The sequence below is a fragment of the Mucilaginibacter sp. CSA2-8R genome (genome assembly GCF_038806765.1).
Classification (GTDB): Bacteria; Bacteroidota; Bacteroidia; order Sphingobacteriales; family Sphingobacteriaceae; genus Mucilaginibacter.
The window spans coordinates 4778749-4799745 of record NZ_CP152389.1; the positions used below are offsets into that span (position 1 = coordinate 4778749).

The following is a 20997-nucleotide window of genomic DNA, read 5'->3' on the forward strand; positions in this document are numbered from 1 at the left end:
TTGCGGGTAATGAAAGGTTTAAACTTGCCGCAATGGGTTATTGATGCCTTCTATACCATAACCGGCATTTTATTTTGCGGCTTTGCACTTAAAGGTTTTTTAGTTCCCAATAAGTTTTTTGACGGCGGCGTAACCGGTATCTCCCTGCTGCTGCATGAGCTTTATCATTTTAATATTGCCTATGTAATTGTACTGGTCAATATCCCTTTCATTATCATGGGCTCTGTGCAAGTAAATCGCCGGTTTGCCTTTCGTACTCTGGCTGCGGTAATTGGCTTAGGTTTATGTTTGCAGTTTGTACATTACCCGCAAATTACGAGCGATAAATTACTGGTGTCGATATTTGGCGGCGTTTTTATGGGTATAGGTGTGGGCCTAGCCATGCGGGGCGGATGTGCGTTAGATGGCATTGAAGTATTAGCTTTATACACCGGCAAGCGGATCAGCTTTACCATCAGCGAAATTATTTTAGGCATCAACATTATCATTTTTTTAATTGCCGCCGTTGAGCTGGGTTTGCCTACTGCGTTATATTCTATCCTCACTTACTATACCGCATCGCGTACCATTAACTTTGTGATCGAAGGCTTGGAGGAATATACGGGTGTAACCATCATTTCGGGCCAAAGCCAGGTAATTAAAGAGCGCCTGGTGATGGAATTAGGCAGGGGCATAACCGTATACAAAGGAGAGCGCGGATTTTTAAAAGAAAGTTTTGATGTTAGCCAGCCGGTCGACATTGTTTTTACCGTAGTTACCCGTTTGGAAGTACGTCGCCTGCGCAACCTGGTACATGATATTGACAGCAAAGCCTTTGTATTTACCAGCAGTATTAAAGAAGCGGCCGGGGGTGTGCTTAAACGCCGGGCAAGGCACTAATACTGGCTTTTTATCTTAACGCGTTTATAAACCATACTGAGGAAGATCAGCCGGGTAACAGCAAAGATCAGCCTTTGAGATTTAAAAGAATCAGTAAAAGATTTTTACCCTTTATACGTTAAAGGCCTTAATGCCGAAACCAAAATACGTTTTTGGCATTATTACCTACAGCATTATAACTTGATGGCCTTTATCAATACCAAATTTTCTGTTTCACTCATTAACGTTTTATCTTTAAACAGTTTATGAGTAACCCCTACCTACGAAAAAAGCGCTGGAAATACCTGTTAATGTTTTTTGCCGTACTTATTGCGGCCTGCTCATTGCTATACACCAAATATTTGGTAAGAAACATTGCAAAATCAGAACGTACTCGTGCGCAGGTATGGGCGTTATCTATGAAACAGGTTTTTACCACGGTTGACGAGGAGCAACTGAATTATGTGTTTCTTGTGCGCGACAGCTTAACCGTACCAGCCATTGTAACCGACGAAAAAGGTGATTTTAAGTTTACCCGTGGTTTAGACTCTACTAAAACTTTTATTAACCTCCCACCCGAACCAGGCATTGACCCTAAGAAAGCATTAGTATACGATCTGCCATATTTTCAGCAGGAGCTTGAAAATATGAAAGCCCAGCACGAACCTATCAGGGTTAAAGTATCTGGGTTTGATAATAGCTATTGGGTAGTGTATTACAAAGACTCGCAACTGCTTACTCAATTGCGGGTATTCCCTTACATTCAGCTCACCATTATTGCCATATTTTTAATTGTAGCTTATTCGGCGTTCAGTTCATCGCGTAAATCTGAGCAGAACCAGGTTTGGGTAGGCCTGGCTAAAGAAACAGCCCACCAGTTAGGCACCCCTATATCATCATTACTGGCTTGGATTGAGTTGTTAAAGGATAAGTTTGATGCTGATGACGATCCGTTGATTGTGGAGATGGCCAACGACGTAAAGCGACTGGAAGTGGTAGCCGACCGTTTCTCAAAAATAGGCTCGAAACCCGTACTTGAACCCCATTCGGTATACGATGTGGTTAAAGACTTTGTGGACTATTTTAAAGTTCGTGTTAGCGATAAAATCAGCTTTGAGCTACATGGCGACCGCTTTTTAACAGCTGAATTGAATATTCCGCTGTTTGATTGGGTGATAGAGAACTTACTAAAAAATGCGGTAAATGCCATTGAAGCACCAGGAAATATTAAAGTTTACATTACCGCCAGTAAAGCACGCAACCAGGTTTATATTGATGTTACCGATACGGGCAAAGGCATACCACGTTCAAAATTTACTACGGTTTTCAGGCCTGGATACACTACCCGTAAACGCGGCTGGGGCCTGGGGTTATCATTAACCAAACGCATGGTTGAAAACTACCACAACGGGCATATCTTTGTTAAAGATTCTGAATTGGGCAAGGGTACTACCTTCAGAATTGTACTCAGAAATACACAAGATGATTTTGAATCCACCATCTAACGAGTACGCGGCCTTTTATGCCAATTATGTGGCCTTAGCCGAAGGTAAGGATACAAATATTTTGCACCTGCTTGCAGCGCTTAAGCAAAGCACTTTTCAAACCTTCAGCAGCATCAATCCGGACCGGCAAGATTATGCTTACGCAACAGGCAAGTGGACCATCAAACAACTACTAAATCATCTGATAGACGCAGAACGTATTTTTGCTTACCGGCTGCTTCGTTTGCTCCGCGGCGACCAGACACCATTGCCCGGATTTGACGAAAATACCTATGCAGACAACGCTGACTTGAGTAACCGCACCCTATCCGACTTGGCCGCCGAATTTAAAGCCATTCGCGAAGGCAATCTATTTCTCTATAACACCGTAACCGAGACGCAGTCGCTGCTTTCAGGTACAGCCAGCGGCTCGATGGTATCTGTTAGAGCCTTGCTATACATTATTGCCGGGCACGAACTGCACCATCTGAATATTTTAAAAGAGCGCTACCTGTAAACGGCAAAAAGCCCCTTCTTATAAAGAAGCTGCTTTAAGCATTGATGTTAATGATTGATTACCAAAAGCGGTAATTATACGAGGTCTTTTTCTTCAACGTAAGTTGCCGGCTTAGCTTTATCCAACACTTCTTTTTTCTCGATGAGGTAAGAAATAAACAAACCTAATCCGCCAAAAACAGCTACCAGACTTGCATAGATGGCTTCGTTTTCGTCCATTGACTCTTTAAATACGGTCCTGTCTAATACCGAAGCCAAAAACAAGCCTAAACCGGCACCAATCAGCAATAGCCCCCATTTTAAGTTTTGAAAAGGTGCCGATTGAGGTTTGTAACGGCGGGGGTCCATGCCACGTTCAATCATGGCCAGTTTTTCGCGTTTTGATAGATAAACAATACCGAATATCATGGCAAAAAAGCCGAGTGGTACTAAAATTCCGATGAGTTCTTTAGAGACTTCCATTGTATTTGTGTGTTTAAAATGAGTAATATAATTTGCTTTGCTCACCAACTGCGGCGATTTGTAAGCTATGACCACATCAGTTTAAAGGAGGTTACACCGGTTACCAGATTTTTTACAAAATATTTTTATCTACTTTTATTTAAAATTTCCTGTAACCTTAACTGGCGGCGTGTGGTCATAGCCGTTATATAATGCAAAGCAAGTTTTCGGATATTGAATTAATTGAGCAGACACTGCAGGGAAACCAGGCAGCCTATGCCGATTTGGTAAAACGCCATCAACGCTTTGTTTTTACTTTGGCTATGCGTTTTACTAAAACGCGCGAGGACGCGGAGGAAGTTGCACAAGACAGTTTTATTAAAGCATACCGTTCTTTGCAAAACTTTCAGGGGCAAAGTAAATTCAGTACCTGGTTGTATAGCATTGTATATACCACCGCCATGACTTTTTTGCGCAAGCGCAGATTAGATACCTCATCTATTGATGATGAAAATAATCACCTTCAACTCGAAAACCAGTCGGGCGGCTTTAAAAATGACATGGCCGAAAATAAGTCGAGGTCATACTACGTAAATCAGGCTATTGAGCAGTTGCTGCCCGACGATGCCATGATTATTACCTTATTCTACAAAGGCGAACAAAGCCTGGAAGAAATAGCTGCAACCCTGGGTATGGAGCCTAATAATGTTAAGGTTAAACTATTCAGGGCACGGCAGCGTTTAAAAGAAAAGCTGGAACGTAATTTAAAACACGAAGTGAGCGAATTGATATGAACAGTATTGAGGAAAAATTGTGGAATTATCTGGACGGAAATTGTTCACCAGAAGAGCGCGAGGCTATCAGTCATCTAATTGCCACCGACCCAACATATCAGCAAAAACACCAGGAGTTGCTGGCCTTTAACCAAGAACTCGAAAATATTGAGTTGGATGCCCCGCCGATGGCCTTTACTTACAATGTGATGGAGGCCATCCGCACCGAAGAAGCCAGCAAGCCGCTCAAAGCCAGCATTGACCATCGCATTATTACAGCAATAGCTGCTTTTTTTATAGTTACCATTGCCGTTTTACTGGTAACTGCGCTGGCCAACAGCCATACATACGGCGTGCATGAAACAGTTCAAATACCGGTTAAAGTTCAAATACCAACTTTAACAAGATACTTCTCCGGCCCTGTAATGAAAGGCTTTTTGTTTTTTGATGTAGTGTTAGCACTGTTTCTTTTTGACGGATATTTGCGTAAAAAACACATTACTACACTATAACATGACAATGCTGTACAACCTGACAATGATTATGAAAAATTGTCAGTTAGGTAACTACTAACGTATATTTTAAAAATCACGTTAGCTAATATAATCTTTTTTCAAATTATAAATACCAATTATGCAATTTTGGTATAACAATTGTTATAACATATATGAATTGGTAAACTTACCAATTTAATTGTGATAAGGTTTAGGTTGAAAGTCCCCCGGTGCAAGACTGGGGGGCTTTTTATTTTGTAGCCTATCCAACTGTTTTTTTATTATTTTCTTTCTTTTCAAGTCTTCAACATCAGCTTCTCATAACAAAGCATAACTTTGTCTGTACAAAACTATATCAGACAATATGAAAAAGTTATACACTTTATTAGTGGCTGCGTTAGCCGCGGGCCTCACATTAACTTCTCAGGCCCAAGGGTTTAAAGTACCGCAGGCAAGTTCGGCCCAAACTATTACGCAAGAATTTGGCTTAGGAAAAATTACGGTGAGCTACTCACGTCCTAACGTTAAAGGCCGCAAAATTTTTGGAGGCTTGGAGCCTTATGGTAAAGTTTGGCGCACCGGGGCAAATACGGCCACGGTAATTACCTTTACCGATGATGTAACCTTAGATGGCAACAAAGTGCCCGCTGGTGAATACGCACTGTTCACCATTCCCGACACTAAAGAGTGGACGGTTGTTTTAAACAAAACTACCAAGCAATGGGGTGCGTATGAATATAAACAAGCTGACGACTTTTTAAGGTTTAAGGTAAAGCCCGGTAAAACGCCCCAACCCGTAGAAACATTTGCCATACAATTTGAAAATGTTATGCCATCAACGGCCGACTTACATTTGATGTGGGAACGTACTGACCTGGCTGTTCATCTTACTACTGACGTTGACACCCGTGTAATGGCAGGTATTGCAACTGCCATGAACGGCGAGAAAAAGCCTTACTTTAATGCTGCAACATATTACTACGAAAATGGTAAAGATTTAAACAAAGCGTTAGAGTGGATTACCGAAGCCGAAAAAACAAACACTAAAGCACCGCATATTAAACTTTGGAAAGCCCGCATACAGTTAAAAATGGGCAACAAGGCGGCCGCGGCAGCAACAGCACAAGAAGGTGCAGCCTTAGCTAAAGAGCAGAAAAACGATGAGTATGTAAAACTGAACGAAGCGGTATTAGCTCAGGCTAAAAGCTAATCCATTTAACTGGTTTTCTATAAATCAAAAACGGGTCATGCAAATTTTGCATGACCCGTTTTTGTAAATCTTATGCCTCTGGAGCTTAAGCGCTCTGACGGCCTTTAACCAATACTTTTAAAAACACGGCAGCGCTTAATAAACCTAATACAGCACCTACCGGTATGTAAATAAAGCCACGGTTAATAATGGCACCTATAAACAAACCTGCAAGCAAGCCGATAATGTAAAAATAAGAGTCGTTGTTTTCTTCTTTTGTATGATGTGCCATAGTTTTTTAAATATCTTGTAAGCAAAAGTAGTTGATTAACCTTTGTTTACAAAACTTTGTTTATTATAAGTTGCGGCGGGCAATATTAATCAGACATCAAATAAATGAAGTTTGTGGTTTTATCTATACCATAACACCTTACATTTGTAAAGCATCATTTGCTTTTTTACAGTCACTTATCACACCAAACCATCATCATACTTAAGAATGAAAAAAATCAGGCTTATTCAACTTGCAGTAGTTTTATTTATAACTATTACTACCCTATCAGTAAAAGCACAAAAACAGCCAAGAGTAAACGCTAAAAAATCGGTTGAAGAAACGGTTGAAAAAATGCGCAAGCTTATGGTTGACCCGGACAGTGCAGCCCTGTCAGCATTGGCCTCTCCCAAATTAACTTTCGGGCACTCGTCCGGAAAAGTACAAAACAAGCAAGAATTTCTCCACTCTTTTTTAAGCGGCGACACCGATTTTACCAGCCTGGAGTTTACTGACCAAACTATCATTGTTTCGGGAAGTACGGCTATCGTACGCCATACGCTTACCGGTGCCACTAATGATAAAGGCAAGGCACCCGGCACCGTTAAGTTGCTTATTATGCTGGTATGGCAAAAAGTAAAAGGCGAGTGGCTACTGCTGGCCCGTCAGGCTGTTAAATTCCCGACCGCTTAAATTAAAATACAACCAAATTATCATTATAAAAAATGAGTAATCCATCTAACCTGTTTAATTTATCAGGCAAAACGGCACTGGTAACCGGTGGCAACAAAGGTATAGGCAAAGGCATGGCTTTGGGCCTGGCCGAAGCCGGTGCAGACATCATTGTAGTATCGGGGTCTGTAGCACTCGAAGGCAGCGACGTTGAAAGAGAAGTTAAAGCTTTAGGCCGCAATTTTAAGGCTTACCAGGCCAACTTAGGCAGCCGCGAAGGCCTTTACAGCTTTGTTAATCAATTACTGGCCGAAAACCCTCAGATTGATATATTGGTAAATAATGCAGGTACCATTATGCGTAAGCCAGCTGCCGAACACCCGGATGAGTGGTGGGACAGTGTTTTATCGTTAAACCTGGATGCACCCTTTATATTGGCACGCGAGTTAGGCAAACATATGATTGAACGCGGCAGCGGCAGAGTGATTTTCACTTGTTCTTTACTAAGTTTTCAGGGCGGTATTAACGTACCGGGCTATGCAGCCAGCAAAGGCGCTTTAGCCAGTTTGGTTAAAGCTTTATCAAACGAATGGGCTGGCAAAGGCGTTACCGTGAACGGCATTGCACCGGGCTATATTGCAACCGATAATACCGAAGCTTTGCGTAACGATCCGGATCGCAGCAAAAGCATTTTAGACCGTATACCAGCCGGACGCTGGGGCGAACCTGAAGATTTTAAAGGCCCTGCAGTATTTTTAGCATCAGATGCAGGGAATTATGTAACCGGCCATTTACTCACCGTTGACGGTGGATGGATGGGCAGATAAGTTAATCACAGCAACAACTACTTTACAACATGGAAATAAGATTTGAACATAGTAAAAAAGAAGTAAGCCGCATGACAACCGAAGAGCTTCGCGAAGCTTTTTTGGTAGAAAACCTGATGCAGGCTGATAAACTAACTACCGTTTACTCGCATTACGACCGTACCATTGTTGGCGGTGTAAAACCGGTAAACAGCGAGGTTATGCTTGACAATCATCCGGAATTAAGAGCCGAATACTTTTTAGAGCGCCGGGAGATCGGCATCATCAACGTTGGCGGTAACGGCGTTGTAGTGGCCGACGGGCAAACTTACGAACTGGACAAGTTAAGCTGCCTGTACGTTGGTAAAGGCACTAAAGAGGTAAGCTTTAAAAGCACGGATGCTGAAAACCCAGCGGTTTATTACCTGCTGAGCAACCCGGCACATGCCAACTACCCTAACCGCTTAATGACTAAGGAAGAAGCTTCTCCGGTTCAGTTGGGAGAAGTTACTACCTCTAACAAGCGTACCATTTACAAATACATCCATTTGGATGGTATACGTAGCTGCCAGTTGGTAATGGGACTGACTGTACTGGAAACCGGTAGCGTATGGAATTCGATTCCGCCGCATACACATACGCGCCGTACCGAGGTTTATTTTTATTTTGATTTGCCCGATACGCAACGCCTTTTCCATTTTATGGGCGAGCCACAGGCTACCAAAAGCATTGTAATGCAAAACCATGATGCAGTTATTTCTCCACCATGGTCGGTACATTTTGGCTGCGGAACCAGCAATTATGCCTTTATATGGGGCATGGCCGGCGAAAACCAAGTGTACACCGATATGGACCCATTAGCTGTGATAGACGTTAAATAACCTACTTAGCATCATTTAAAAAATACAATAATAAAAGAGCGGATTACCTCATCGGTAAATCCGCTCTTTTATTATTTAACTAAGCCGGCTTATTAATTAGTGCCCGCAGTAGTTTTAGGTGCCTCTTTACGAGGCAGCATATCCTGGCGCTGAGCCGTATTATACACAAACGACGCAACGATGGTAGCAGCTTGCTTTAAATCATCCTCCACTAAGCGGTCGTAAGTATCCTGGTTGCTGTGGTGAGTACGGGTATTGTAATCCATACCATCCTGTATAAACTGGAAGCCAGGGATATTAACTGCATCAAACGACTGATGGTCGGTACCACCTGTATTGCTGATGGTTACTGTTGTTGCTCCTAAATCTTTGAATGGCTCTAACCAGCTTTTAAATATTGGGCCAACGGCAGCGTTACCTTGCAAATATACACCACGTATTTTACCGGTTCCATTATCCAGGTTGTAGTAAGCCGACACTTTGCTTTGTTCTGCCTTCAGGCTATCGCGCTTACCAAAATGTGCGGCTACATAACCTCTGGAGCCAAATAAACCTTGCTCTTCAGAGCTCCATAAAGCCACACGAATAGTACGCTTAGGTTTAAAACCAATGGTTTTCAAAATACGCATCGCTTCCATCATCACGGCGCTACCAGCGGCGTTATCGGTTGCTCCTGTACCTGCATGCCACGAGTCAAAGTGCCCGCCAATCATTACTACCTGGTCTTTCAATTTTTTATCAGTGCCCGGCAGTTCGGCAATTACATTATAGCCTTTCAAATCATCAGTAAAAAACTGGGTTTGCACATCGGCCTCCATCTGTACTTTTTGACCGGCACGGAGTAAGCGTACAATGCGTAAATAATCTTCGCCGCTGGTCTCTAACTCAGGCAAAGCTGCCTTAGCAGTATCTGCGTACGAGGCACCGTTGGTAGTAAACACAGTTCCATCTGTACCACGGCCCTGGCTTAATATCAAAGCCACACCTTCCTGCTGCATAAAATTGTTTAATGCACCACGCATAGCCATTGTTTTACGGCGCGCAGCCATCATAGCGGCAAAACGCGGGTCACCGGCATCCGGGCGGCCACGACCACCAGCCGGCTGGGCGGTAGCATTAGCCATTTTATCTAACTCTTCGTCGGTGTAACGCGACAGATCAGGATTTTTACTGCGCACCAAAGGGGTAGCCATATCCATCACTACAATTTTACCGGTGAGCTGGCCTTTGTACTTACTTAAATCAGTCAAGGTATCAACCTTTACCAATACCACATCACTTTTTATAGCGCCTTTAGTACTACTGGTCCAAGCCTTAGGTATTGCAATAATCGCATGGTAATACGGAACAGTGATGGCTGCATAATTTTTGTTTACCTGCCAGCCTTTACCAAATTTACCCCAAGGCTCCAGCTTAGCATTAACCAAACCGTAACTTTTTAACTCGTTAGCGGCCCAGTTCTGCGCCTTTTTCAAACCCGGCGAACCCGATAAACGCGGACCGGCCACATCGGTTAAGTAAAAAGCCGTTTTCATTACCTGCGAATGGTTCAATCCTTCTTCGCGGATTTTTTGGGTTGCAGCCTGATCAATAGCTTCCTGAGCATTAGCTACCAAACTGACACCTGCTGTTAACAGTGAAAAGAGTAAAGTTTTTTTCATATCACGATATAGTTTGTAATCATATACTACAAACCTATTCAATCAAACAGCAAAAACAGGTAACAATTAACCAAAATCTTTGTTACAATTCGCCTAAAAATAAGATTAACAGACGAAAACTTGCTTTTTATAAGAATTTACGATGATATAAAAGGAAAATTAGCGTTCAAAATCAGTTAACCAGCAACTTATACCCCCGCCCATGAACATTGATGATCTCCACATGCGGATCGTCTTTTAAATACTTGCGAATTTTACTTAAAAATACATCCATACTCCGACCGTTAAAATAATTATCGTCGTTCCAGATATTCAGTAATGCTTCTTCGCGGGTGAGCACCTGGTTTTTGTGTATGCAAAGCAGCCGAAGCAGGGCTGCTTCTTTGGTTGATAATTTCTGTTGCCCACCGTCGGAGTTAATGATCTGCGAAGTGAAATCGAAATCGTATTTGCCGATTTTAAAATGAGTAGGCACTTCCTCGGCTTTAGGAGCATCATTTGCTGCACGCTTAAGTAAGGCATTAATGCGCAGCAACAACTCTTCAATGCGGAAAGGCTTGGTGATATAGTCATCCCCGCCCAAATTAAAGGCTTGGGTTTTATCCTCAATCATGCCCTTGGCAGTGGCAAAGATGATTGGCACATGCTGGTTTATTTTACGAATTTCTTTGCCGAGAGTAAAGCCATCCTTTTTAGGCATCATAACGTCCAGTATCAGCAAATCAAAATTACCTTTGGTAAATTCTTTAAGCCCGGCATCCCCGTCTTTACATAACACTACATGAAACTTACCTTTCAACTGCAAATAGTCCTGCAATAAAGCGCCAAGGTTGGTATCGTCTTCTACTAATAGTATTGTCTTCATGCAGTTACGTTAAATTTAAGTTCAAACTCCGAGCCTTTTTCTTTTTCTGAGCGTACACTAATCATGCCCTCCAGGCGCTTTACAATAGTATTTACATAGCTCAGCCCTAAACCAAAGCCTTTTACATCGTGCAGGTTGCCGGTAGGTACCCGGTAAAACTGCTCAAATATTTTGGTTTGCTGGTCGCGGCTCATACCAATACCCTTATCGGCTACCCTGATAATTAACTGGTTGCCCTTATTTAGAGTACTAATGGTTAACTGCGGCTCTTCGCGGCTATATTTAATTGCATTATCAACCAGGTTGTAAATAACGTTCGCAAAGTGAAGCTCATCAGCCTCTATTACCGAATCGTCGGCATTGAGATGCATATCTACCTTAGCATTGCTTTTTTGGAGTTTAAGCTGCATGCTATCCACTACATCGGCAATTAATTCGTTTACTTCCACTGGTTTCTTGTCCAATTTAAAGTCGTTTTTCTCAATACGGGCTATATTTAGCACCCGTTCAATGTGACTGCCTAAACGCTCGTTTTCCTCATAAATAATATCGGCCAGCCGGGCAACACGAGATTTATCTTGGGCAATCTCCTGGTCTTTGAGCGCCTCGCTGGCAATCATGATGGTTGATACCGGGGTTTTAAACTCGTGGGTCATGTTGTTGATGAAGTCGGTTTTCATTTCCGAAATTTTTTTCTGACGCAGGATGGTAAAGATGGTATAACCAAAACAGAAAATTAACACCAGTAACAAGCCGCCGCTAATAGCCAGCAAATAAGTCATGGTATTTAAAATATGCGAGTTTTTACCCGGAAACAGCAACATGATTTTACCCGGATCATTAATCACATCTTTAGCAAAAATGGGGGTTTGATATGTGTCGTTCGCATTAAATACAGGCTTCTCGCCTTCCAGTCCGTAAGCCTTTGAAAATATAACTGAGTCGTTACTGGCCGTGCTTACCTCGTAACTAAAGGGCAAGTTAATGCCTTTGTTACGCATTTCTAAACGCAACAGTGAGTCAATCCATAACGGGTTAATACGATCTTTTAATGGCTGATCAACTTTTTTATATTCCTCCACTAAGTTTTGCATCACCGTTACATTGCTGCTTTTAATCTGTGCTACAGAATCGTTGCGCAATAACTGCCTGATTTCATTGATGCGTTTTTCTTTAAGCTGTCGGTTATGTTCACGCTGCCAAATAGGATTAAGGCGCGGCACGCCCACCATTTGCCGGCCAAACTGCGGATCGCTGTAATAAAAATAAGTGGTATCGTATTTATGTATTTTTTTGCTGCGTTTGCTATTTGCCGGAATGTTAGTAATCTCGACCGGTATTTGTCGTTGATGAATGTTTCCCTGGTCGTCCATGTATTCTTCAACATGGATGCGCACATTTACCATACCTTCCTGCGGTTGGCCCAGCAATTCGTCATCAAACTTACTGCGCATCAATATGCGCTGCAGGCTATCGCGCAGCATGGCAATTCGGCGCACATGCCTGGCACGCTCCCTGGCCTCAGCCTCTGAAGCACTCACTACTACTGAGGTAACAGCCTGCTTACGGCTTACTAGTTTAAGCCCGTCAATGTGTATGTCATCTACTTTTTTTTTTAAAAACTGGTTGGCATCCTGGCGGGTAAGTTTAGACACTACATTGCTGAGCGCCTCGCTAACATCACGGTCAAATAGTTCAGATTGCAGTTCGTACGACTGGCGCAGAAAATAGTATTGCATGGCCATTACTCCTAACAGGGCAAAACCCATCAGGCCAATAATTAATCCTATGTTCTTTTTCTTCATTACTAAAACAAAAATAAGCTAATTAGGGCTCTGCTTATTCATTTTAACAATTTTTAACAATCAACCCTAAACATTTGATTATGAATTATTTTAGATTTGTAATACTCCGTTAAATCCTACTTTAATCATGAAAAAAAATTTATTTAAACCCGGCTTCGAATTTATTTTTTCGGCGCTGATTATAGCGGCACTGGCACTACCCCAACTATTGTTTGCACAAAAAGAACGCAAAACAAACAAGGATGTCAGGATACTGATACGCGACAAAGACACTACTTACAACGGCAAAAATCTGAAGGACCTCAGCCCCGATCAAAAGCAGGAAGCACTGGCCGAAATTAATAAGATAGGCAAAAATGCCCCCGAAGGGCGCATAGCTATGAATTTTAGAGTACGCCGTCGCAATGGCTCGGATAGTTTAATTATTGATTCAATGCATACCTTTTCGCGCTTGGCACCAAGGGTCAGAACCTTGCGCAGGCGTAGCCCGGAAGAACAATCACTATCGCGCTCTTTTGAATTTAAAATGGATACCCCGGACGATGACAACGACAGAGTAATTTTTAGAAGAAGAGGCGATGTCGAAATGTTTAATGACGAAGCGCCGGGCCGGCGCCTGATGGCTTTTAACCGCCGCAATACCCAAAACTTTAACTACAGCCACACCGATAAAGACGGAATTAGCACCAACGTGAGCTATCACGTAAGTGATGCCATGGGCCCCATATTAAAAACTATAGCTGGCGTAAATACCACCGATTTAGAATTAAGCGACCTAACACTAACCCCGCAATTTAGCGCCGGAAAAACCATGATGAGTTTTAGCCTGCCCGCCAAAGGTTTGGCCGATATACAATTAACCGACACCGAAGGTAAAGCTTTATGGAAAGACAAAGCTACCACCAGCAGCTTTAACAAAACATTTACCTGGGGACTAAACGGCGTTTACTACTTGATAGTTAAGCAAAACGGCAAAACCGCTGTAAAACGTATTTTAAAAGAAGATTAATCAGCCAAAATTTCACCTAAACAAAAAAGCGTTCAGGAACTCTAAAAAGTACTGAACGCTTTTTTTATTTAACCTGATGATTACTACTTCAGCAGTTGACTAAAGTATGGGTCGGTAAAGTCATCACTGAAATGCAGAATATGAGGTAAATGCTCGAATTCGTATTTTTGATGGGTAGTGGTGAGTACTACAGCCGGCATGCCAGCATTCAGGGCAGCTTCGGCACCTTTGGGCACATCCTCAAACACCAGGCAGTTTACCGGGTCGACCTGTAAAAGTTGGGCTGCTTTTAAAAAGGTTTCGGGGTGTGGTTTGCTCAACAGCACATCATCTGCGCTCACGAGGGCCTTAAAATAATGCCTGATATTTAAATTATCGAGTACAAAATCAATATTGAACGGTATGGCTGCCGAGGCTATAGCCATGGGTATAGCCAGTTGATGAGCCTGTTCTAAAAACGCTGCTAATCCGGGCAATAAAGCCAGGTGCGGCAGGTATTCTTCCTGGTAGCGCTTCTCTTTAGCGAAAGACAATTCGGTTTTTTCATCCTCGGTAAATTTAAGCGGACCGAATACGCGCTCCAGCACTTCTGGGTTTTTGCCGTACATTTGTGCTTTTACCTCGTTCCAGGTGAAATTGCCGCCTAACTCTTCGTTAAAAATACGTTGCCAGGCTTTGGTATGATAGTCCATATCATTAATCATGGTACCGTTCATATCAAAAATCAGGGCGTGCGGTATTGCTGTCATAGGCTGCAAATAGAGCAAAATTTGCTTACAGGCCAAATTATATCCGTAAAAAACAGCTTGATAAGCTACGCTTTACTTTTTATTAACTTTGATGCACTTAAACGTACATGAATCTGAATAAATTAATAGCCTCATGGCTGGGTGTTGGTTATATTAAAGGCGGTGGTACGGTGGCTGCCATCATTACCTGTTTACTGCTCATGTGGGCACAAAGCGCCCATTCGTTTGAGCAAGTGTGGATATTACCGTTGGCCACACTACTAATTACACTGATTGGCATTTATACCGGTAATAAGGTAGAAGTTGATTGGGGGAAAGACAGTTCGCGCGTGGTGATTGATGAGGTAGCTGGCCAGATGGTTGCTTTGCTGTTTATACCATTAACCAACCTGAACTTGCTGATCGGACTTATCCTGTTTCGCTTTTTTGATATAGTGAAACCATTAGGCATCCGCAAAATGGAAGAATTACCGGCGGGTACAGGTGTGATGATGGATGATGTGCTGGCAGGCGTTTATGCGAACATTGTTTTGCAGATTATACTGTTTGGCCTCCGGCACTTTGCTTAAGTAGTATATCAAAGCAGAAAGCTAAAAACACTATCTGCTTTGATAGTTTAATGACTACTTCACCTCTAAATTCATGCTTGATGCCATGGACTCTACCGTGGCTAAATGCTGGCGTAATTTAGGCAATGTTTTGGTTGCAAAAGCTTTCACATCAGCATCTTTAGCATTGGTGGAGGCATGCTCAAACAAAGCAATGGTTTTTTTATGGTCGGCTACCATCATGGTTACATAATTTTTATCAAACTCGGTACCTGTAGTGTTTGCCAGTAAAGGGCTGGCCGGCATAGCAGGCGCAGCAGTAGAATATCCTTTTGATAAAGCTATCTTTTTAAGCTGGGCATTAGCCAAGGTGTGATCGGTTACCATTTTAGCACCGTAAGCCTTAACGCTGGCACTCTTGCCCTTTTTTAAAGCCAGCTGTCCGGCTTTTACTTCCATCATGCCGCCCATAGCAGCATTTTTAACAAAATTTGTAGTTACCGTATCGGTAGTTTGTGCCAATGCTGCCTGACTAAAAAAGCCACCAACCATTAGCATCAATAAATACTTTTTCATAGTGTATGTGATTATATATTATCATTTACAACATTAGCCAGCAACCACAAGTTTTAACTAAAACAAAAAAAGCAACCTATTACGGGTTGCTTTCTGCTTTTATTAAACTAATAAGTTATTCTAATTAAATTTTAATAAAAAAGTCTTCGTCTTTTTTACGCACTTTAGTCATTTTACTATAAGGATCGTCTGCCGCACGGTAACCGATAGTTACAATCACTGATGAAGTTAATCCTTTTTCTTTCAGGCCTAAGATTTCGTCAAATTTAGCAGCATTAAAACCTTCCATCGGGCAGGTATCAATACTTAATTCAGAGGCTGCACCAATCAATACACCTAAAGCTAAATAAGCTTGTTTATGCGACCAATTCAATCTTTGCTCATCCGACTGACGACTGATGGCACCTAATATTGTTTTTTCAAAATCGGCTACTTTTTCACGGTCAACATGGCGTTCAGCAGCTACTTCATCCATATAACGCTTTACGTAATCTTCGTCAATTTTAGTTTCGGCAGCAAACACAATTACCTGCGATGCATCAGTTAACTGCGACTGGCCGTAAGCAGCTTCTTTTAAGCGTTCGCGTACTGCCGTATCCTCTACTACAACAAGCTCATAGTGCTGCAGCCCATAAGATGACGGTGCCAACTTTACAGTTTGTAATAAATTATCTAAAGTAGCGGCATCAATTTTTTTAGAACTATCAAACTTTTTGGTAGCATAGCGCCATGCTAATGATTGTTGTAGCGACATGGTATTTGGCTTTTGTTTTTATTTTTTGTGTTTAAACACCTAAATATATAATTAGTTTGCTTTTACAAACTACGGGAGTAAACCCTGTTGTTTCAGTTCTTTACGCCGCTGTTTTTCTAAACGCTTTTGTTCTTTACGGGCCTCTTTGTCCCGCTTCTTGATGGCATCTAATGAGTCGGCAATAGCTTCTTTCCTACGGTCTACACTGTCTTTTTTACCAAATATCCGCGAGAACAAGCCTGGTTTCTTATCCTGTTCCGGCTCGACAGGATTAGCATTAACGCCTCCTTGTTCAGTGGCACCGGGTAAAACAATACCATCTTCCGGCATATCATCCGGATCCTGGCGCATCAAACTATCAGCCACAGCAGTATCAATAGGTGCAATTTTTTGGCGGAGCGCTTCTTTCAAGCGTACACTATAAAAGCCGTAAGCGCTGCTATCAGGTTGTGTCCAGCCACGCTTAGCCATCAGGTTACCAATAAGCCTGAAATAACCATGCAAACGGTACCGCAAACTACCGTCGGGTTCAAAGGCATATAGTCCGGCTTTGGGGTTGGGCACAATGCTGGCCAAATAAATGCTCTCGCCTAAAGTAAGGTCTGCTGGTGCCTTGCCGAAATAATATCTCGACGCCTCACCAATTCCGTAAATATTACGCCCCCACTCAATAATATTAAAGTACACTTCGAGCATCCGGTCCTTAGTCATGAGATTTCCGTTCTCAATCAGCCAAACAATTAATATTTCTTCCACCTTACGGGTCAGGGTTTTTTGGCGGCTCAAAAATGCATTTTTGATTAGCTGCATTGATATCGTACTGCCACCCCGCTTAAAGCGCTTGGTTTTAATATCCTCGGCTATTGATTTACGTAACGATTCCTGCACAAAACCATGGTTAGTGTAAAATGAAGGATCTTCGGCCGTCATCACTGCATTGCGCAAATCGGGCGCTATGCTGTAAAGCGGTGTATAATTAGCATTATTGGGGCCAATAGTGCGTGGCGGCATCGGCTTACCTTTTTCGTAAGGGGTATATACAAACTCGCGGTTAAGGCGGCTCAGGTCGGTTTTGCCAAACTTTAGTATCCTAAAATCCTGTTTAGCCAAACCCGACTCAAACTGCACATCATCGGGGTTAGACATGTCCAGAAACAGGTGCATATTATAACGTAATTTGCCGGCCACTTGTATGCCTTCCAACGAGTCAAAAAGCCCTTGCGGAAACGAGTCAAAAAAGTTTTGTGCATCCTGCCAGTCAGTATGCATCTTCACCGTATAAATTTTGGTGGGACGCATCTTGTATTTAATATACGGGTGGATGTTAAGCTTTTTAAGGTGGATGACAGACGAGCTGTCTAAGGCTACATACTTATCGCCTACAAATACATTAGCATCTATAGAACCACTCGGAATCACCACATCATTAGCGGATAGTGCCGGGTGGTTGATTAAAAGATTTTTAATGGCGCAATAGGTATAAACCTGCGTTTCGTCATCCCCATGTTCTACCTTGTTAAGGCGGGTAGTCAGCGTATCAAAATTAAGCTTAACCTTAAATTTCTTTTCAATCAAAGGCAGCTCTACCTTTTTACCATCGGCGTAAAGTTTAACATCAATTTCTTTATCAGAAGGATGCAGCTTTCCGGCAAAATGCCAGGTCGATTCATGATCGTTAACATCGATGGTCGAGGTTAAATCGCCATCGTCAATTTTAGCGGTTTTGGCTAAAAGCTTTACCTGGTTACTGTCATCAGCAAAAGTGATGCGAAAGTTACTCAGGTTAAGATTATCGGGAATTTTGTATAAGACCTGGTTAATCAGGTTATCGGCCAGTTCGTTTAAGCCAGATTTAGTTTTATTAGAGGTAGAGTCTCTTTTTTTACGGAACAGGAAATCAAAGTTGCGCTGCCCATTTTTGCTCACCAGGCTTAAAAAGCCATCTTTCAACGTAACGTCCGACAGTTTGATGTTACCGGCAATCAGCGGCCAAATCTTAACGCTTACTTCAAAATGGTTAATCTGCAGCAAGCTATCGCGTTGGTCGGGCACAATGCTAATGCCATCAAACACCACCGTAGTAGCGCCAACAAACCTGGCCTTGCCTATTTTTACATCTAAATTATACTCGCGTTTGGCTTTTGCTTTAGCTTTGCTGATAGCTGTTTGCAGCAAGGCTTCGCGCTTTGAATACATCACATAACCACCCACTAAAGCAATAATAAAGAGTATACCGGCAACAATGGCCGCAATGCGCAGAATCTTTTTAACGGTAGGTCGATGCATCAGTAAATTTTATCCAAAACTAATTCTTAGTCGGCTATAAAACGATTTTGAACTTCAAATATTTCTGTAACAAAAAGTATTAGTGGCGGTTTTAGTATTTTTGCACCATTCAAATATCATGCAATTAACCACAGAACAAGTTTTACAAGCCCTGAGTAATGTTGAAGAACCTGATCTAAAAAAAGACCTGGTTACCCTAAATATGATTCAGGATATACATATTAACGGTAACAAACTCAGCTTTTCGGTGATATTAACCACACCGGCCTGCCCCTTAAAGGGCCTGATTGAAAATGCATGCCGCAATGCGATCAGTCATTTCATCAATCCTGAAATTGAAGTGAGCATTAATATGACCTCGCGTGTTACTACACAGAAAAATACAGGTGTACCGGGTGTAAAAAACATCATCGCGGTAGCATCGGGCAAAGGTGGCGTAGGTAAATCAACCGTGGCTGCTAATTTAGCTTTAAGCCTGGTTGCCTCGGGCGCTAAAGTGGGCCTGATTGATGCAGATATTTACGGCCCGTCAGTCCCTATTATGTTCGGACTGGAAGGTGCACGCCCTAAGGCAAGCCAGCAAAATGGCAAAACCCGCATTGAGCCGATTGAAAAATACGGTATTAAACTATTATCGATTGGCTTTTTTACCGACCCTAACCAGCCCGTGCCATGGCGCGGACCAATGGTATCTACGGCAGTAAAACAGTTGTTTAATGATGCTGATTGGGGCGAACTAGATTACCTGGTGGTTGATTTGCCACCCGGCACCGGCGATATTCATATCACGGTTACCCAAAGTTTCCCGATAACAGGTGCTGTTATTGTAACCACACCACAGGATGTAGCTTTAGCCGATGCCAAAAAAGGTGTAGGTATGCTGATGATGGAATCTATCAATGTGCCAATTTTGGGCATCATCGAAAACATGTCGTACTTTACCCCGGCCGAGTTGCCCGATAATAAATATTATATTTTTGGACAAGGCGGCGGTTTAAAACTGGCCCAACTGGTTAATGCGCCGTTTTTGGGCGAGATACCGTTGGTAAAAAGCATCAGCGAATCGGGCGATGCAGGCAAGCCGGTAGTATTGACCGAAGATGGCATTATGGATAAAGCCTTCAAGCATATTGCCGAGCGTGTGGCACAGCAGATAGCTATTAACAATGCCGAGGCTACCAATTATGCTGATGTCATAAATCGCTAAAAAATTAATATCTTTACTTACCTAAAATAGATAATAAAAATGAGTTTAGTTGATCAGGTAGAAGCAGCCTTAGATACCATAAGACCTTATTTAGAGGCTGACGGAGGGAATGTTTCGGTGGAAGAGATTACTCCTGATAATGTAGTAAAGCTTAAACTATTGGGTTCATGCGGATCATGCCCCATGAGTATCATGACTTTAAAGGCCGGTATTGAACAGGCTATTATGAGAGTAGTGCCCGAGATTACCGGAGTGGAGGCGATTAATTTAACAGATATTGACGACCCCAACGCGGTACTGCCCGCTAACATGAGTTAATGTTAAGTAATGTTAAACCCGCTGCTAACCTTACCTAAAATATTATTTTTGCAAACCTGAACTATTTGCGCAAAACCGGCGTAAATAACTAAGAATGGTTTATAAGTGTTAGATGAAGAAGCGTTTACTGATATGGATAATTGGCCTGTTTGCAGCATTTGCAGCCCATGCGCAGGTTGCCGATAAACCTTTGGTGCAGTTTACGGGCATTACTTACAATGCCGATAGCGCCAAAGTAATTGTTCCGTATGTTTCTATCACCAACTTGTCTAACAAAAAGTCGGTTATAATTGCCAATTATAAAGGTTACTTTTCATTTGTTGCCCATGAGCGAGATACCCTGCTGTTTACTGCAGTAGGTTTTGCTCCGCAAGAGTTGGTAATACCAATGGCTGTGGCTAATAAGAGCTATACGGTGCAGGTGTTAATGAAGCCGCAGGTAATTAATTTACCGGCGTTCCACATGTTTCCGTGGGCTACTACTGACGAGTTTAAGAAAGATTTTTTGACGATGAAACTGGCCGACGATGATTTGGAGAATGCTCGCAAAAACCTGAGCAGAAACTCGCTGGCTTCCTTAGGCAGCTCTTTGCCTCGCGACGCGAACGAAATACAATCGGCTGTGGCGCAGGATATGCACAACCGCATTCAGAACTCACACTCATTAATACCCAACCCGCTGCTTAACCCTATTGCATGGGGAACGCTTATTAAGCAAATTGCTGACGGCGATAAAAGCCGGACCGGCAATTAAGCACTTTTTAGCAGCATAAATAAGTACAGCTTATGATTAGGCTGTTTGCCTGCACAAACAAGTCAATGTTACTTTAACAT

General features: G+C 42.4%; 23 protein-coding genes. 14 read left to right on the top strand and 9 right to left on the bottom strand.

What is annotated here, in order from left to right:
• The first annotated feature begins 9 nt into the window (after positions 1 to 9).
• The 3 genes from AAGR14_RS20310 (at position 10) to AAGR14_RS20320 (ending at position 2859) form a co-directional block, all read left to right on the top strand.
• Positions 10 to 879: a YitT family protein gene (locus AAGR14_RS20310; protein ID WP_342646074.1), complete on the top strand. Its 870-nt coding sequence runs from the start codon at positions 10 to 12 to the stop codon at positions 877 to 879.
• Positions 880 to 1124: 245 nt separating this feature from the next.
• Complete coding sequence (locus AAGR14_RS20315) at positions 1125 to 2363, top strand: HAMP domain-containing sensor histidine kinase (protein WP_342646075.1); 1239 nt, start codon at positions 1125 to 1127, stop codon at positions 2361 to 2363.
• The gene (locus AAGR14_RS20320; RefSeq protein ID WP_342646076.1) at positions 2341 to 2859 is read left to right on the top strand and encodes a DinB family protein; all 519 of its coding nucleotides are present in this window, start codon (positions 2341 to 2343) and stop codon (positions 2857 to 2859) included. The genes AAGR14_RS20315 and AAGR14_RS20320 overlap by 23 nt, the downstream gene beginning before the upstream one ends.
• Before the next feature lie 74 nt (positions 2860 to 2933).
• Here the strand turns inward: AAGR14_RS20320 and AAGR14_RS20325 are convergent, their stop codons facing one another.
• Positions 2934 to 3320, bottom strand: coding sequence for a DUF6249 domain-containing protein (locus AAGR14_RS20325; protein WP_342646077.1), 387 nt, complete (start codon positions 3318 to 3320; stop codon positions 2934 to 2936).
• 191 nt (positions 3321 to 3511) lie between these two features.
• Here AAGR14_RS20325 and AAGR14_RS20330 point away from each other — a divergent pair, with 191 nt between their 5' ends.
• The 3 genes from AAGR14_RS20330 to AAGR14_RS20340 all read left to right on the top strand — a co-directional run bounded on the left by AAGR14_RS20330 (position 3512) and on the right by AAGR14_RS20340 (position 5776).
• Positions 3512 to 4093 carry an RNA polymerase sigma factor gene (locus AAGR14_RS20330; RefSeq protein WP_342646078.1) on the top strand — a complete coding sequence of 194 codons (582 nt, stop codon included), beginning with the start codon at positions 3512 to 3514 and terminating at the stop codon, positions 4091 to 4093.
• Positions 4090 to 4584, top strand: a complete 495-nt coding sequence (locus tag AAGR14_RS20335) for a hypothetical protein (protein ID WP_342646079.1) — start codon at positions 4090 to 4092, stop codon at positions 4582 to 4584. Before AAGR14_RS20330 ends, AAGR14_RS20335 begins: the two co-directional genes overlap by 4 nt.
• A gap of 346 nt (positions 4585 to 4930) precedes the next feature.
• The gene (locus AAGR14_RS20340; RefSeq protein ID WP_342646080.1) at positions 4931 to 5776 is read left to right on the top strand and encodes a DUF2911 domain-containing protein; all 846 of its coding nucleotides are present in this window, start codon (positions 4931 to 4933) and stop codon (positions 5774 to 5776) included.
• An 85-nt stretch (positions 5777 to 5861) separates the two neighbouring features.
• On the opposite strand, the gene AAGR14_RS20345 is transcribed toward AAGR14_RS20340, so the two are convergent.
• Complete coding sequence (locus tag AAGR14_RS20345) at positions 5862 to 6047, bottom strand: hypothetical protein (RefSeq protein WP_342646081.1); 186 nt, start codon at positions 6045 to 6047, stop codon at positions 5862 to 5864.
• A gap of 207 nt (positions 6048 to 6254) precedes the next feature.
• Here AAGR14_RS20345 and AAGR14_RS20350 point away from each other — a divergent pair, with 207 nt between their 5' ends.
• From AAGR14_RS20350 to kduI, 3 genes are read left to right on the top strand one after another with little or no spacing between them, the layout of a single operon-like run.
• Positions 6255 to 6719, top strand: coding sequence for a nuclear transport factor 2 family protein (locus AAGR14_RS20350; protein ID WP_342646082.1), 465 nt, complete (start codon positions 6255 to 6257; stop codon positions 6717 to 6719).
• Between the two features lie 32 nt (positions 6720 to 6751).
• On the top strand, positions 6752 to 7525 hold the full coding sequence (locus AAGR14_RS20355) for an SDR family oxidoreductase (protein WP_342646083.1): 774 nt from the start codon (positions 6752 to 6754) through the stop codon (positions 7523 to 7525).
• Between the two features lie 29 nt (positions 7526 to 7554).
• Positions 7555 to 8385 (top strand): 5-dehydro-4-deoxy-D-glucuronate isomerase, encoded by an 831-nt coding sequence (gene kduI / locus AAGR14_RS20360; RefSeq protein WP_342646084.1) that lies wholly within the window; start codon positions 7555 to 7557, stop codon positions 8383 to 8385.
• Positions 8386 to 8477: 92 nt separating this feature from the next.
• On the opposite strand, the gene AAGR14_RS20365 is transcribed toward kduI, so the two are convergent.
• The 3 genes from AAGR14_RS20365 to AAGR14_RS20375 all read right to left on the bottom strand — a co-directional run bounded on the left by AAGR14_RS20365 (position 8478) and on the right by AAGR14_RS20375 (position 12716).
• Positions 8478 to 10046 carry a M20/M25/M40 family metallo-hydrolase gene (locus AAGR14_RS20365; protein ID WP_342646085.1) on the bottom strand — a complete coding sequence of 523 codons (1569 nt, stop codon included), beginning with the start codon at positions 10044 to 10046 and terminating at the stop codon, positions 8478 to 8480.
• A 172-nt stretch (positions 10047 to 10218) separates the two neighbouring features.
• Entirely contained in the window at positions 10219 to 10911 is a 693-nt protein-coding gene (locus tag AAGR14_RS20370) for a response regulator transcription factor (protein ID WP_342646086.1), read from the bottom strand.
• On the bottom strand, positions 10908 to 12716 hold the full coding sequence (locus AAGR14_RS20375) for a HAMP domain-containing sensor histidine kinase (protein ID WP_342646087.1): 1809 nt from the start codon (positions 12714 to 12716) through the stop codon (positions 10908 to 10910). Before AAGR14_RS20375 ends, AAGR14_RS20370 begins: the two co-directional genes overlap by 4 nt.
• 127 nt (positions 12717 to 12843) lie before the next feature.
• On the opposite strand from AAGR14_RS20375, the gene AAGR14_RS20380 reads away from it, so the two are divergent.
• A complete protein-coding gene (locus AAGR14_RS20380; RefSeq protein ID WP_342646088.1) occupies positions 12844 to 13725 on the top strand; it encodes a T9SS type A sorting domain-containing protein in 882 nt (293 codons plus the stop codon).
• 83 nt (positions 13726 to 13808) lie between these two features.
• Here the strand turns inward: AAGR14_RS20380 and AAGR14_RS20385 are convergent, their stop codons facing one another.
• Positions 13809 to 14474 carry an HAD family phosphatase gene (locus AAGR14_RS20385; protein WP_342646089.1) on the bottom strand — a complete coding sequence of 222 codons (666 nt, stop codon included), beginning with the start codon at positions 14472 to 14474 and terminating at the stop codon, positions 13809 to 13811.
• A 107-nt stretch (positions 14475 to 14581) separates the two neighbouring features.
• Between AAGR14_RS20385 and AAGR14_RS20390 the strand changes: the two genes are divergently transcribed.
• A complete protein-coding gene (locus tag AAGR14_RS20390) occupies positions 14582 to 15043 on the top strand; it encodes a phosphatidylglycerophosphatase A (RefSeq protein ID WP_342646090.1) in 462 nt (153 codons plus the stop codon).
• 54 nt (positions 15044 to 15097) lie between these two features.
• On the opposite strand, the gene AAGR14_RS20395 is transcribed toward AAGR14_RS20390, so the two are convergent.
• The 3 genes from AAGR14_RS20395 to AAGR14_RS20405 form a co-directional block, all read right to left on the bottom strand.
• The gene (locus AAGR14_RS20395) at positions 15098 to 15598 is read right to left on the bottom strand and encodes a DUF4142 domain-containing protein (RefSeq protein ID WP_342646091.1); all 501 of its coding nucleotides are present in this window, start codon (positions 15596 to 15598) and stop codon (positions 15098 to 15100) included.
• 124 nt (positions 15599 to 15722) lie between these two features.
• Positions 15723 to 16352 carry an NAD(P)H-dependent oxidoreductase gene (locus AAGR14_RS20400; RefSeq protein WP_342646092.1) on the bottom strand — a complete coding sequence of 210 codons (630 nt, stop codon included), beginning with the start codon at positions 16350 to 16352 and terminating at the stop codon, positions 15723 to 15725.
• Between the two features lie 69 nt (positions 16353 to 16421).
• Positions 16422 to 18638, bottom strand: a complete 2217-nt coding sequence (locus AAGR14_RS20405; RefSeq protein ID WP_342646093.1) for a biosynthetic peptidoglycan transglycosylase — start codon at positions 18636 to 18638, stop codon at positions 16422 to 16424.
• Positions 18639 to 18756: 118 nt separating this feature from the next.
• Here AAGR14_RS20405 and AAGR14_RS20410 point away from each other — a divergent pair, with 118 nt between their 5' ends.
• From AAGR14_RS20410 to AAGR14_RS20420, 3 genes are all read left to right on the top strand, one after another.
• Positions 18757 to 19845 carry an Mrp/NBP35 family ATP-binding protein gene (locus AAGR14_RS20410; RefSeq protein ID WP_342646094.1) on the top strand — a complete coding sequence of 363 codons (1089 nt, stop codon included), beginning with the start codon at positions 18757 to 18759 and terminating at the stop codon, positions 19843 to 19845.
• A 39-nt stretch (positions 19846 to 19884) separates the two neighbouring features.
• The gene (locus tag AAGR14_RS20415) at positions 19885 to 20163 is read left to right on the top strand and encodes a NifU family protein (RefSeq protein WP_342646095.1); all 279 of its coding nucleotides are present in this window, start codon (positions 19885 to 19887) and stop codon (positions 20161 to 20163) included.
• 112 nt (positions 20164 to 20275) lie between these two features.
• A complete protein-coding gene (locus AAGR14_RS20420; RefSeq protein WP_342646096.1) occupies positions 20276 to 20917 on the top strand; it encodes a hypothetical protein in 642 nt (213 codons plus the stop codon).
• Positions 20918 to 20997: the final 80 nt, after the last annotated feature.